The sequence below is a fragment of the Microcoleus sp. bin38.metabat.b11b12b14.051 genome (assembly GCF_013299165.1).
Taxonomy (GTDB): Bacteria; Cyanobacteriota; Cyanobacteriia; order Cyanobacteriales; family Microcoleaceae; genus Microcoleus.
Genome location: NZ_JAAFKD010000001.1, coordinates 288,168 through 301,985, shown reverse-complemented (window position 1 = coordinate 301,985; position 13,818 = coordinate 288,168). Strand labels below are relative to the sequence as shown.

The following is a 13,818-nucleotide window of genomic DNA, read 5'->3' as shown; positions in this document are numbered from 1 at the left end:
ACCCAAATCAACCGGAAACAACCGGATTGAATCTTAAGCAAGCAATTAGCAATTACCGTCCAAGCAATTACCAATTACCAACTACTGAGCAATTAGCAATTAGCAATTACCTTCCAAGCAATTACCAATTACCAACTCTAAACTACTTATTCAACGCTTCGCGGGCGGCTACCGCTTCGTCGGGATGAATATTTAAGCGGGTCAAATTAATCCGACCTTTATTGTCAATTTCTCGCACTTTGACAATCACTTCATCATTCACGGCTAACTCGTCTTCCACTTTCCCAACGCGGTAATCCGCTAGCTGGGAAATGTGAATCATTCCTTCTTTTCCTGGCAGAATTTCGACGAAAGCGCCGATCGGAATAATTCGAGTTACGCGGCCAACATACACATCTCCAGCATTCAACTTGCGCGTCATGCCGAGGATTATGCTATAAGCCCGCTGAGCTTTTTCGCTGTCGTTACCAGCAATTGTCACGGTTCCGTCGTCTTCGATGTCAATTTTGACACCAGTTTCTTCGGTGATGGCTTTGATGGTTTTGCCACCTGGCCCAATTACCAAACCGATAAATTCTGGATCGATTTTCAGCGTTAGCAAACGCGGTGCAAACGGCGACATTTCCTTGCGGGGAGTGTCGATGGTTGCTAGCATTCTTTCTAAAATGTGCAGTCTCGCGGGTTTGGCTTGACGGATGGCATTTGCGATCGCATCTAAGGGCAAACCTTTGATTTTCATGTCCATTTGCAAAGCAGTAATTCCGGTGTCGGTACCGGCTACTTTGAAGTCCATGTCGCCTAAGAAGTCTTCAATTGCCTGAATGTCAGTCAAAATTCGGACTTCATCGCCTTCTTTGATTAACCCCATTGCCGCACCGCTGACGGGTTGGGAAAGGGGAACGCCTGCATCCATTAATGCTAGCGTTGAGGCGCAAACTGAACCCATTGAGGTTGAACCGTCGGAAGAAAGGATTTCGGAGACTACGCGAATCACGTAGGGGAAATCTTCTTTGGAGGGCAAAACAGGCAGCAAAGCGCGTTCTGCTAGGGCTCCGTGACCTATTTCTCGGCGTCCGGGCGATCGCATCGGCTTGGTTTCTCCCACGGAAAACGGGGGGAAATTGTAGTGATGCAGGTAGCGTTTGTCTTGCTGTGGGTGCAAGTCGTCTGCTAAATCTTGGGCGTCTCCTGGAGTTCCCAGGGTAGCTGCGGACAGGACTTGGGTTAACCCGCGATTGAACAACGCACAGCCGTGTACTCGCGACGGCAGCACGCCTACGCGACAAGAAACGGGTCGCACCTCATCTAGCTTGCGGCCGTCTACACGGACGCCATCTTCGATGATTTGCTTACGCATCATTTTTTTGGTAACGTCTTTGAAAACGTTGCCAATTGTCTTGCTGTTGGCAGTGGCTGCTACTTTGATCGGATCGTCTTCGGCAAGTTCGGCGATCGCAGCTTCAACTTGATTTGCTTTAACTTCGTCTAAAGCTGCATTCCGTATGATTTTGTCTTTTTCAAATCTTGACAAAATGATGCGGATGGGTTCTTGGGCGCGATCGCGAATAAAGTTTTCTAGGGCTGAATCCTGCGGTGGGCGTTCCTCTACCACGAAGTCAATGCCCAATTCTGCCATGATTTCGCGCTGGGCTTGAATCAAGTCACAGGTTGCTTCGTAGCCAAAGTCGATCGCCTCGATGATATCCTGTTCCGGCAGTTGGTTAGCGCTGGCTTCCACCATGATTACTCCGTCTGGAGAACCGGCTACCACGAGATCCAACTCGCCTTCTTTGATTTCGCTGTAGGTGGGATTGATGATGAAATCGTCTCCTACCAAACCGACTCGCACCGCGGCCATTGGCCCGTAAAACGGCATTTTTGCCAGCAGAATCGCTACGGAAGCGCCTGTCACCGCCAAAACGTCGGGGGGTACTTGTTCGTCCATCGACAGCGTTGTTGCTACGACTTGGATGTCATCTCGCAACCAGCTAGGAAATAGCGGGCGCAACGGTCGATCGATCAAACGCCCAGTCAAAGTCACTTTTTCTGGGGGACGCCCTTCCCGGCGCAAAAATCCACCGGGGATTTTACCGCCTGCGTAGAGTCTCTCTTCGTAATCCACCAACAAAGGCAGGAAATCTATTCCCTCTCTCCCTTGCGATCGAGTTGCCGTCACTAAAACCGCCGTGTCACCCGACTGAATCAACACTGCACCGCCTGCTTGAGGCGCCAGTAAACCAATCTTCAGTCTAATATCCCTTCCATCAAAGGATATCGACTTGTCTATCTCTACCATGTAGGACTGCTTCCTTATCTACCACATTCTTTCTCTGTCGGGATCGTAACATTACCACAGGATGTTTGAGAGTCCGAGGCCAAAAGAGAGAGATAATTGTTGGACGATCGACTGTCGGAGCATCGATTGTAAGCATTTATACTTTTTGATGTTTTTTGGGATTCACAGGAGCGATCGGCCGCCAAACGCCTGCCATAGGTGGTACGATGAGTTTTCAATTTAGGAAATTGGGAATTGGGAATTGGGAATTGGGAATTGGGAATTGGGAATTGGGAATTGGGAATTGGGGAAATTGGGAATTGGGAATTGGGGAAATTGGGAATTGGGAATTGGGAATTGGGAATTGGGAATTGGTAATTGGTAATTTGGAATTGGGAATTGGGAATTGGGAATTATTTCTCATGACTGATGACTCCGTTATCTGCGTAGTCTGCGGTTCGTTATCAAAAAAAATATTAATAAATCTTCTAAAAAAGCTGTTGTGAATATCGCAATCACTAAAAAATTAGGATAAAAAAATGGCAATCTTACACGGTAGTTGGTTATTAGAACACGAAAAAAGTGGCTTATTTATTTGGGGAGAAACTTGGCGAAAGATTGAGGCGATCGATATCGTTGAATCAGCGATAAGTCTACAGTATCCCTTGGCTATGACTGAAGCTGAATTTAAAATTTTCCTAAGTTCCTTGCAGCAGTCGGGCAAACTCAACTGGGAATTACCCGCAACCGCAGAGATTCAGGAGAAAAGTAAGAAAACTAGGCGATCCTCTTCGAGGGCTTTGCTAACGCCCAAAACGACCGCAGCAGCCCTTCCGACGGAAAATTTATCGATTCAGAGGCAAGTTCGGGCGATCGCGCTTCCCACCCAAATCTCGGCAGACAACGCAACTGTCATGCCGCAGCACTCAGCCGCAGCACTTGAAGAATTAGTTAAAACTGAGGAAATTTACCTTTATCCGTGGCAAGTTGAGGGTTATTTACTCAACCCTCAAGCAGCTTTTGTTTTCTTGCAATCGCTACCGCTCAATAGCACAGAATCAAACTCTTTTGTCGGCTCAGATTTGCGTTTTTGGTCTCATATTGCTAGGTGGAGTTTGGATTTATTGGCCAGGTGCAAATTTTTGCCAGCTTTGGAGACACAATCCGACGGTTCTGCTATTGCTAAGTGGCAACCTTTGTTAGATAGTTCTACAGATATCCTCCGTCTCGCTACTTTTTCTAAGCAAATGCCGACGGCTTGTCGAACATATCAGAAGAAGGAAGAAGGAAGAAGGAAGAAGGAAGAAGGAAGAGAGGAGAAGGAAGAAGGAAGAGGGAAAGAAGAAATCGGGGAATTGGCTTTGGCGGTGGATTTGCCGGTGGGGGCCCAGGAGTTGGTGTTGGGGTTTTTGAGTAGTGTGGTAGATTGTGAAGTGCGATCGGCTTCGAGGGCTGCGCTAACGGCTGCTGGCTCAACTTTAGATATCAAAACAGTTTCCCCAACCCGCGAGTGGTTGCAAGCTTTGCAACAGGAATCTGGCCTTGTAAAAGCAGAATCGGCAGCTTTAGAAAAATTGGCAAACAAGCTGAGTGCTTGGGCTGCACCGCTGCAAAATCAACTATCTCAACAAAATCAATTTCACACTTGCTTTCAACTCTTACCGCCGTCACCAGGTAAAGTTAACTGGAATTTGAATTATTGTTTGCAAGCAGTAGATGAAATCGATTTTTTGGTAGATGCGACAACTGTTTGGAATAACTCAGTTGAGCGTTTGAATTATGCAGGGCGGACAATTGAATTGCCGCAAGAAACTTTACTCAGCGGCTTGGGTTTAGCATCGAAACTGTATCCGTTAATTGAACCGACTTTACAAGCACAACGACCGCAATCTTGTCAATTAAATCCGTTAGATGCTTACAATTTTATCAAGTCTGTGGCTTGGCGGTTTACTGATAGCGGGTTGGGCGTTGTTTTGCCGCCGAGTTTGACTCATACTGATGGTTGGGCGAGTCGTTTGGGTTTGAGCATTCAAGCGGAAACTCCGAAGGTGAATCCGGCGAAAGGTGGACTCGGATTGCAAAGTCTGCTAAGTTTTAAGTGGGAATTGACGATCGGCAAACAGCGCATTTCTAAGGCAGAGTTTGACAGCTTGATCGCGTTGAATTCGCCTTTGGTGGAAATTAACGGCGAGTGGGTGGAGTTGCGCGCCACCGATGTCAGGGCGGCGCAAACTTTTTTTGCTAGTCGCAAAGAGCAAATGACTCTTTCTCTGGAAGATGCTTTGCGTTTGGCTTCTGGCGATTCTCAGATGATTGAAAAGTTGCCTGTGGTGAATTTTGAAGCAACGGGTCAACTTCAGGAATTGTTGAATACTTTAAGCGATAATCAGGCCGTAAGTGCGATCGCAACTCCGGCGAGTTTCCGAGGACAATTGCGGCCGTATCAAGCGCTAGGGGCGGGCTGGTTAGCATTCTTAGAACGGTGGGGTTTAGGTGCTTGTCTCGCAGACGATATGGGATTGGGTAAATCGGCTCAGTTAATCACTTTTCTCCTGCATTTACAAGAACAAAATGCCCTAAAAGGGCCAACATTACTGGTTTGTCCCACATCAATATTAGGCAATTGGCAGCGCGAAGTCAAGAAATTTGGCCCGACGCTGAAAGTGTTACTTCATCACGGAGACAAACGCGCTAAAGGTAAAGCATTTGCGGCCGCAATTAAGGGTAAGGATTTAATAGTTACGAGTTATGCGCTGGTGTTTCGCGATGCTAAGGAAATTCAAAGCACTAAATGGCAAGGATTGGTTTTAGATGAAGCGCAGAATATTAAAAACTCCGAGGCGAAACAGTCGCAAGCAGTGCGGCAAATCGAGGCATCTTTTAGAATTGCGCTAACGGGAACTCCGGTAGAAAATAGATTGCAAGAATTGTGGTCAATTTTAGAGTTTCTGAATCCCGGCTATTTGGGGCCGCGCAATTTCTTTCAGCGCCGATTTGCTATTCCCATCGAGAAATATGGAGATAGAGAATCATTGCATACTTTGCGATCGCTCGTGCGGCCTTTCATCCTCCGCCGCCTGAAAACCGACAAGGAAATTATCCAAGATTTGCCGGAAAAACAGGAGACGACTGTATTTTGCGGACTGGCTTCAGCGCAAGCCTCCCTATATCAAAAAGTGGTCGAAGAGTCAATAGCTAATTTAGAATCAGCCGAAGGCATTCAGCGCCGGGGCATGATTCTGGCTTTGCTCGTCAAACTGAAGCAACTTTGCAACCATCCGGCGCTTGTAAATGCAGACGCTAAGCCCAAAGAATTGAGCATTAACAGCCAAGAATCAGGGAAATTGCAGCGGTTGGTGGAAATGCTGGAAGAGGTTGTCGCTGAGGGCGATCGGGCTTTGGTTTTCACTCAATTTGCTGAGTGGGGAAAACTGCTGAAACCACATCTGGAAAAGCATTTAGGGCGAGAAGTTTTGTTCTTGTACGGCGGAATTAAGCAGCAGCAGCGGGAAGAAATGATCGATCGCTTCCAACAAGATCCGCAAGGCCCACCGATTATGATATTATCGTTAAAAGCTGGCGGCACAGGTTTGAACTTAACCAGAGCAACCCACGTTTTCCACTATGACAGATGGTGGAATCCCGCAGTAGAAAATCAAGCAACTGACCGCGTATTTCGCATCGGTCAAACTCGCAACGTGCAAGTGCACAAATTTGTCTGTACGGGTACGTTAGAGGAGAAAATTCACGATATGATCGAAAGCAAAAAAGCTCTCGCCGAACAAGTAGTCAGCGCGGGCGAAAACTGGCTTACCGAACTCGATACAGACCAACTTCGCAATTTACTAATTCTCGATCGCAATGCTATTATAGAAACAGAAGAAGAATAATCTTTGTCAGTTTGTAGTGAGGACTTTAGTCCTTCTTGAATGCGGACTAAAGTCCTCACTACGAACCGATTTTTAAGTTTGTAGTGAGGACTTTAGTCCTTCTTGAATGCGGACTAAAGTCCTCACTACGAACCGATTTTTAAGTTTGTAGTGAGGACTTCAGTCCTTCTTGAATGCGGACTAAAGTCCTCACTACGAACCGATTTTTAAGTTTGTAGTGAGGACTTCAGTCCTTCTTGAATGCGGACTAAAGTCCTCACTACGAACCGATTTTTAAGTTTGTAGTGAGGACTTCAGTCCTTCTTGAATGCGGACTAAAGTCCTCACTACGAACCGATTTTTAAGTTTGTAGTGAGGACTTCAGTCCTTCTTAAATGCGGACTAAAGTCCTCACTACGAACCGATTTTTAAGTTTGTAGTGAGGACTTCAGTCCTTCTTGAATGCGGACTAAAGTCCTCACTACGAACCGATTTTTAAGTTTGTAGTGAGGACTTCAGTCCTTCTTAGTCCTTCTTGAATGCGGACTAAAGTCCTCACTACGAACCGATTTTTAAGTTTGTAGTGAGGACTTTAGTCCTTCTTGAATGCGGACTAAAGTCCTCACTACGAACCGATTTTTAAGTTTGTAGTGAGGACTTTAGTCCTTCTTGAATGCGGACTAAAGTCCTCACTACGAACCGATTTTTAAGTTTGTAGTGAGGACTTCAGTCCTTCTTGAATGCGGACTAAAGTCCTCACTACGAACCGATTTTTAAGTTTGTAGTGAGGACTTCAGTCCTTCTTAAATGCGGACTAAAGTCCTCACTACGAACCGATTTTTAAGTTTGTAGTGAGGACTTCAGTCCTTCTTGAATGCGGACTAAAGTCCTCACTACGAACCGATTTTTAAGTTTGTAGTGAGGACTTCAGTCCTTCTTAAATGCGGACTAAAGTCCTCACTACGAACCGATTTTTAAGTTTGTAGTGAGGACTTCAGTCCTTCTTAAATGCGGACTAAAGTCCTCACTACGAACCTTCTTCCTTCTTGCTTCTTCCTTCTTCCTTCCGCTTATGATTGACAGAGAATGGTGGACACAACAGTGGTTAGATTTAATCAATACCTACCGCTTCAAAAAGCGATTAGAACGGGGATGGCAATACGCCCGCGAAGGAAAAGTTCTCAGCATTAAATTTCCCAATGAAGAAGTAATTGCTGTAGTTCAAGGCACAGATCCCAAACCCTATCAAGTTTCTTTGCAACTCGATACCTTAACCGATGAAGATTGGGATTACGTGATTGAAAATATGTCGGAAAGAGCGGTTTTTTCTGCTAAACTATTAGCAGGAGAAATGCCGCACAATATTGAAGATGTATTTGCCGCAGCCGGTAAAACCCTATTTCCGTTAAGTTTGTCAGATATTCACGCGCGCTGTAGCTGTCCTGACCCCAAAAATCCTTGCAAACACATCAGTGCAGTATACTACTTATTGGGCGATCGCTTCAGCGAAGACCCCTTCGTACTTTTTCAACTGCGCGGCAGAACCAAAGAGCAAATTTTGACCGCACTCCGCCAGAGACGCGGTACGCAAGCAGAGGAAAATTCCCAGCTAAACACCGGTGAAAATTCCCCCGCTGCGAATGCTAAAGTACCAAAGGTCGATCGCTTTTGGGAATACAACCAGCAGCTAGAATCATCTTTAGTCGTGATTGTACCGCCGCCCAGCAGCGAAACAGTCTTAGATATTTTAGGCCCAATTCCCCTCGCAACCGACGCCAAAGGAACAGCTAGCAAATCTTCGCCCGCATCAGACGCAATCAAGCAGCATCTTAGCAAAATCTACCAAGCAGTTAGCCAGCAAGCAGTTTTAGTGGCACTGAAACGCGGCGAAGGAGACTAACAAATTATTCTTTATTTCTGGGAATTACCCCAAGTTTAAGAAACCCGGTTTCTCATAAAATATCTGCTGGGTGGCAAAATATTTATAGAGAAACCGGGTTTCTGGGAATTATGCAAAGTCTAAGAAACCCGGTTTCTGAGAAAATGTCTGTGGGATAGCAAAACATTTCCAGACAAACGGAGTTTCGGCGAATTATCCATCACGTTAAGAAACCCGACTTCTAATACCAAATTCAAAAAATAATAGAACTAATTACGTTTGACAGAAGGCGGATTGTTTAAACGCAACCAAGTTGCTAAAGTAGCTACCGCAAAAACTGAAGCCAAGCCGAACGTCAAGAAAGTTTCAATGGCTGACATAATACTGTTCCTCTTGATGAGAGCGATCGAGTAAATCTTTTCCTTTATCTTTATATCAGTCTCAATCTATTTTTTCAACCTGCCCGGACATAAAGTATTTACTACTTTAAATTTTAAAATATTTCTTTACATAAGTTTACACTCATCCCAGATTACTCATAATATCGAGCAATTGCTGAGGGCGTTCAATCAAAAAATCGGGATTGTGTGCAGCCAAAGCCTCCTGAGAATTAAAACCCCAACTTACCGCAATTACTTTAATTCCAGTTTTTCTAGCAGCGTCTATATCTCGGATTTCATCTCCTACATAAACGACCTCTTCAGGGTTTATATGTTCTCTTCTCAGCCATCTATTAATAACTTTATGCTTGCCAAAAGTTGAACCAGAGTAAATAAAAGTGAAAATATCTTGCAAGCCGTTTATTTCCAGCGCTTCCAACACGTTTTCTCGGGAATTAGATGTGATAATACCCAGTTGAAACCCCAGATTTTTTAATTCCGACAAAACTTCTTTAATTCCTGCAAAAATTTTTATATTGCAAATTTCACTGCGTAACTCTGCTCTCAATTTTCTAATCAGCAGGGGAAATTTGAAGATTGAAATGCCAGAATACCTGAGGATTTGCCAAGAAGTTAAGTTGCTCAATTGAGCGAGTTCCTCTTTTGTCGCAGACTTAAAGCCGAATTCTGCTGACAAACGGTTGGTGATGCTCAGAAGAATATCGATTGTATCTGCTAAAGTACCGTCAAAATCAAAAATAATTACTTTGGTCATTGGGTAAGATTCAATCACGAATGGGAAATCTCTTCTATATTACCCATTACCTCTTGATTGTGAGCGCAAAAAAGATAGCAACGGCGGGAATCGCACCCGCATCTCCCGGTATACTCCAGGGAATTCTACCACTTAAACTACGTTGCTGGTGGCAGCGAACCGAATCAAACGGTTGTCCTCGCCCTGTAGAGGCGATGTTCTACCACTGAACTACACTGCCAGTTCGATTATATATTATTTACTGGAACTTCTTTGAAGGCAGCGAATAATTAGTTAAGTAGGGTGCGTCAGTTGTGATAATTGTTGTTTCATACGAACAATCTCAAAACTGACGCACCATTCTTTCCCGGTGCGTCAGTTAAGTAGGGTGCGTCAGTTGCGATAATTGTTGTTTCATACGAACAATCTCAAAACTGACGCACCATTCTTTCCCGGTGCGTCAGTTAAGTAGGGTGCGTCAGTTGCGATAATTGTTGTTTCATACGAGCAATCTCAAAACTGACGCACAATTCTTTCCCGGTGCGTCAGTTTTGAGATTGCTCATGTCTATCAAAGTTTGTCTCACTGACGCACCCTACAGATAAATCACTAATTATTTGTGCAATCTTATCAAATACCTTCACAAATGACGTATGGCCGCGAAAAAACAAACGGTGCGTCAGCAATATATGTCTCATGTCTATCAAATTTATGCTAACTGACGCACCCTACAGATATTCCTTCTTCCTTCGACTTATCACCACGGCGAGTCAGCATAATCTTTAAATAACTTACCATAAACATAGCGTCCCTCATTTACTCCCGCATAAATCGGAGCGCAAATCCGCGCTGCCGCATCTATCGTATCAAAAGGAGGTTGAACGCCGCGTTTTTGCATAGTTAAAACTTGAGGATGAGGGTGTAAAAAACTTACCCATCCCGGATCGACTGCATTCATAAAGATTTTGTGTTTGGCGTACTCTTTAGCGCAGGTGCGAGTCATCATGTTTAGCGACGCTTTTGCCATGTTAGTATGCGGGTGACGCCAAGATTTGTCACTGTTAAACAGCCCTTCTTTTGAGGAAACATTAATAATATACTTGCAGCTTTCAGGAATTTTACTCATTAGCTGTTTGAGCCTGCTGTTGATTGCAAAAGGAGCGATCGCATTGATAATATGAACTTCTAATAACTCCAAAATGCTCACCTCATCGTCCTTCATCAGCCAACTGTTGAAAGGACGCAAATCCATTTGCTGTCCGTCGCTATCGTACATCCCCAGCGGAAACCAAGTAGGGTTATCTTCCTCTGATATCAAGTTCTCTGTGTCCGAGATGACAGCTAAAGTGCTGGGAGTTTGACTGTCGGAATCTCCCGGTGCGATCGACTGTAGCACATCCCCAGCCACATCCAAAAAGTGCGATCGCCCTACCAGCCGCTGAATTTCCGCAGGCACAACCTCGAAAGGCAGAGCTTCCAAATCCCTCAAGTGCTGGTAAAATGCTGGAGGGCGGCGAACGGTTTGAGCCGCGTTGTTGACAATAATATCGAGTCGGGGATAGCAACAGGTGAGGTGTTCTGCAAAGCGCTCAACCTTGGCAATATATCGCAAATCTAACTCATAAACGTGCAGGCGATCGGCCCAATCGCCAAAATCCAATTCTCCAGCATACCTTTTAGCAGCATCCCGAGCAAAACGAGTAGTCACAATTACCGAAGCACCAGCCCTCAGCAACCTCAAAGTTACAGCATACCCAATTTTTACCCTCGCTCCCGTCACCAAAGCAAACAGCCCCTGCAAATTAGCCGTTTCGTTGCGTTTCACATAATTAACTTCGCCACAATCCCAACACAAACCGCGATAAAAAGAATGCGACTCTTTAAAACTATTCTTGCAGACAAAACATCGTTGCAGTTTATCCATATTCAATCTACATTTTTTGAAACACAACAAAAATAACCAAGTAAATCCACTTAATTTAACGTAAACTACGGTTCACTACAAAGCTGTCTGTGTATGTTTTTTTCCTTCTTCCTTCTTCCTTCTTCCTTCTTCCTTCTTCCTTCTTCCTTCTTCCTTCTTCCTTCTTCCTTCTTTTCATGTCCAAGCACATCGCGAAAGATTAGCTTCAGTAAATTTTGCCCCATCAATATTAGCTTTTTTCAAAATAGCACCGCTCAGATTAGCATTTGTGAAATTAGCACCGCTGAGATTTGCTTTCAGGAAACTTGCTCTTTTCACAACAGCACCGCTCAGATTAGCACCAGCCAAAGTAGCTTTATTAAAATCTGCATCGCACAGGTTAGCTCCAGTAAAATCGGCTTGATAAAAATCAGCATTGGTCAAATCTGCTTTTTCTAAATTAGCACCGCGCAAATCAGCTAGCGCAAAACAAGCACCTGCGAATGTACTCCAGCGCAGATTAGCTCCTGCTAAAACTAAGCCTTTAAAATTCCCGCTATTCAAATTGGATCGAATTAATTTAATCCCCCCCAGATTTACTTTTGTCAGCTTTGCTCCGCGTAACTCAGCACCAGTCAAATCAGCCCCGCTCAAGTCAGCACCAGTCAAATCCGCGCCGCTCAAATCAGCCCCACCGAGTTTAGCTTTTTTCAGGATACTTTGACATAAATTAGCTTCCCGCAAATTAACTGAGCGCAAGTTTGCTTGACTGAGATTAGCTCCCTGCAAATCAGCCCCGCTGAGATTCGAGCGACTCAGGTTAGCTCCACTCAAATTGGCATTTTTTAGATTAGTTAATTCCAAGTTACTCTGAAAAATTTTGGCTGTTTGCAAATTGCTGCTGCCAAAATTGGCTCCTGCTAAATTTGACTCCCTCAAGTTAGCTCCGCTCAAATTAGCTCCGCTCAAATTAGCCCAACTCAAGTCTACAAAACCGCCCAAAAATAGTAGATTTTGTACCCTCCATTTATTCCAGATTGCTGTACCTTTTTCAAGCAACCTGATTTGTTCTTCCCGACAAAACATCGCAGCAGCCGTAGCTCGTACCCGCTCGTCAGCATCGTCAAAAACTGTAATTGCTGCTTCTAAACCTGCTTCTCCGTAGTTAAAGGCATCTGAAAGTGCTGCTAGCCTTGCTTCAACTAGCGGGCTGGCTAAGCGCTGCTTGACTCCTGCTATGCCGCCCAAGACAGCAGCATTAATTGGAGGTGGATTTTTACCACCTAAAACTGCATCGTATTTTGTAGGTTCATTAGCTGACATCGATTTTAGAAGAAGAAAGAAACAAAAAATACGGTAACAACTAATGAGATCATTTCCTCTGATAACTACTATGATAACATTGGTTTGTAGTGGGGACTTTAGTCCTCAGACCGATGCGGACTAAAGTCCTCACTACGAACCTTTTGATTGCGGGTAATTGAAGGGACATGACATGACTAATGACTAATGACTAATGACTAATGACAACGGACAACTGACAACTCTTCGACTCCCCTCGACTTCGCTCGGGGCAAGTCGCTCAGCGCAAGCTGTCAACTGTCAACTGTCAACTGTCAACTGTCAACTGTCAACTGTCAACTGTCAACTGACTATTAATTTGATTGGCTTTTGCATTCCGCCGTAGCATTTCGGGTTTAATTCGTCGCAGCGCGGAAGCTGTAAATCGGCGGTTCCACTCTTCGTCGGAAATTTCGGCTAATTCTGCAAGTGTCGGCGCTATGTTTTCAGGATAAGGCTCAAATTCTTTAACATCGGTTGGTTTGGCAAATCGTTGATTCCAAGGACAAACATCTTGACAAATGTCGCAACCTGCTACCCAACCTTGTAAATTAGATGCAATTTCGTCGGGTAGTTTTTCGGCTCGATTCTCGATCGTATGATAAGCTATGCACCGATCGGCATTCACGACAAAAGGCTCAGTAATTGCCCCCGTCGGACAAGCCTCGATGCAGCGAGTGCAAGTGCCGCAATGTTGCGTATGAGCAGCATCGGGCGCTAACTCCAGATTAGTCAAAATTTCGCCCAAAAACACCCAAGAGCCGTATTCCCGCGAAATTACATTACCATTTTTGGCAATCCAGCCAATCCCCGCCCGCTGCGCCCACATTTTATCCTGAATCGGCCCGGTATCAGCATAATACCGCGCTTCAATTCCTTCACCGTGCGATCGCACCCAATTTGCTAACAGCTTCAATTTTTTGTGCAGAATTCTGTGATAATCCCGACCCCAGCCGTAGCGAGAGATTTTAGCATATCCCCCTTCAACGGAGGGATTTTCGGGGCGTTGGTGAGGCGTGTAGTAGTTGATGGCTAAACATATTACTGACTGCACATCCGGCACGAGCGATCGAATATCTAGCCGTTTCGGGTTAGCCATCCATGCCATATCTGCCTGATAACCCTTGTCCAGCCAAGCCTGCAATCTTTGTTTTTCTCGATCGACATCCGCGTCTGCTGAGGCGATCCCGACTTTGTGAAATCCCAACTCTAGGGCTTTTTGCTTCACCTGAGTGCTATTAATTGATATTTTCATTGAATTAGGGTTCATATCACAAAATGTACAATAAGTCTATGAATATTTACCTTGATTTAGGACAAAATTGATAATACTTTTACAACCTTTATATTTATAAAATTGAACTACAAAATGGCAAAAACGTTACATGATGTAATTAAGGGAGAAATCGATTCGCTT

At 44.7% G+C, this 13,818-nt stretch carries 9 protein-coding genes and 2 tRNA genes; 3 read left to right on the top strand and 8 right to left on the bottom strand.

Annotated features, from left to right (window positions below):
* Positions 1–142 precede the first annotated feature (142 nt).
* Positions 143–2,296 carry a polyribonucleotide nucleotidyltransferase gene (locus tag QZW47_RS01355; protein WP_293122583.1) on the bottom strand — a complete coding sequence of 718 codons (2,154 nt, stop codon included), beginning with the start codon at positions 2,294–2,296 and terminating at the stop codon, positions 143–145.
* Positions 2,297–2,451: 155 nt separating this feature from the next.
* Here QZW47_RS01355 and QZW47_RS01350 point away from each other — a divergent pair, with 155 nt between their 5' ends.
* From QZW47_RS01350 to QZW47_RS01340, 3 genes are all read left to right on the top strand, one after another.
* Entirely contained in the window at positions 2,452–2,781 is a 330-nt protein-coding gene (locus QZW47_RS01350; protein ID WP_293122581.1) for a hypothetical protein, read from the top strand.
* Positions 2,782–2,814: 33 nt separating this feature from the next.
* On the top strand, positions 2,815–6,165 hold the full coding sequence (locus QZW47_RS01345; protein WP_293122578.1) for a DEAD/DEAH box helicase: 3,351 nt from the start codon (positions 2,815–2,817) through the stop codon (positions 6,163–6,165).
* 1,051 nt (positions 6,166–7,216) lie between these two features.
* A complete protein-coding gene (locus QZW47_RS01340) occupies positions 7,217–8,044 on the top strand; it encodes an SWIM zinc finger family protein (RefSeq protein ID WP_293122575.1) in 828 nt (275 codons plus the stop codon).
* Positions 8,045–8,545: 501 nt separating this feature from the next.
* Here QZW47_RS01340 and QZW47_RS01335 read toward each other — a convergent pair.
* From QZW47_RS01335 to queG, 7 genes are all read right to left on the bottom strand, one after another.
* Entirely contained in the window at positions 8,546–9,178 is a 633-nt protein-coding gene (locus QZW47_RS01335; protein ID WP_293122572.1) for an HAD-IA family hydrolase, read from the bottom strand.
* A gap of 75 nt (positions 9,179–9,253) precedes the next feature.
* A tRNA-OTHER gene (locus tag QZW47_RS01330) sits at positions 9,254–9,325 on the bottom strand.
* Positions 9,325–9,398 (bottom strand) — tRNA-Val (locus tag QZW47_RS01325). Before QZW47_RS01325 ends, QZW47_RS01330 begins: the two co-directional genes overlap by 1 nt.
* Positions 9,399–9,914: 516 nt before the next feature.
* Entirely contained in the window at positions 9,915–11,081 is a 1,167-nt protein-coding gene (locus QZW47_RS01320) for an SDR family oxidoreductase (RefSeq protein WP_293122569.1), read from the bottom strand.
* A gap of 65 nt (positions 11,082–11,146) precedes the next feature.
* Positions 11,147–11,269 (bottom strand): hypothetical protein, encoded by a 123-nt coding sequence (locus QZW47_RS01315; protein WP_293122567.1) that lies wholly within the window; start codon positions 11,267–11,269, stop codon positions 11,147–11,149.
* On the bottom strand, positions 11,256–12,383 hold the full coding sequence (locus QZW47_RS01310) for a pentapeptide repeat-containing protein (protein WP_293122564.1): 1,128 nt from the start codon (positions 12,381–12,383) through the stop codon (positions 11,256–11,258). The genes QZW47_RS01315 and QZW47_RS01310 overlap by 14 nt, the downstream gene beginning before the upstream one ends.
* A gap of 307 nt (positions 12,384–12,690) precedes the next feature.
* Positions 12,691–13,656, bottom strand: a complete 966-nt coding sequence (gene queG / locus QZW47_RS01305; RefSeq protein WP_293122561.1) for a tRNA epoxyqueuosine(34) reductase QueG — start codon at positions 13,654–13,656, stop codon at positions 12,691–12,693.
* Positions 13,657–13,818: the final 162 nt, after the last annotated feature.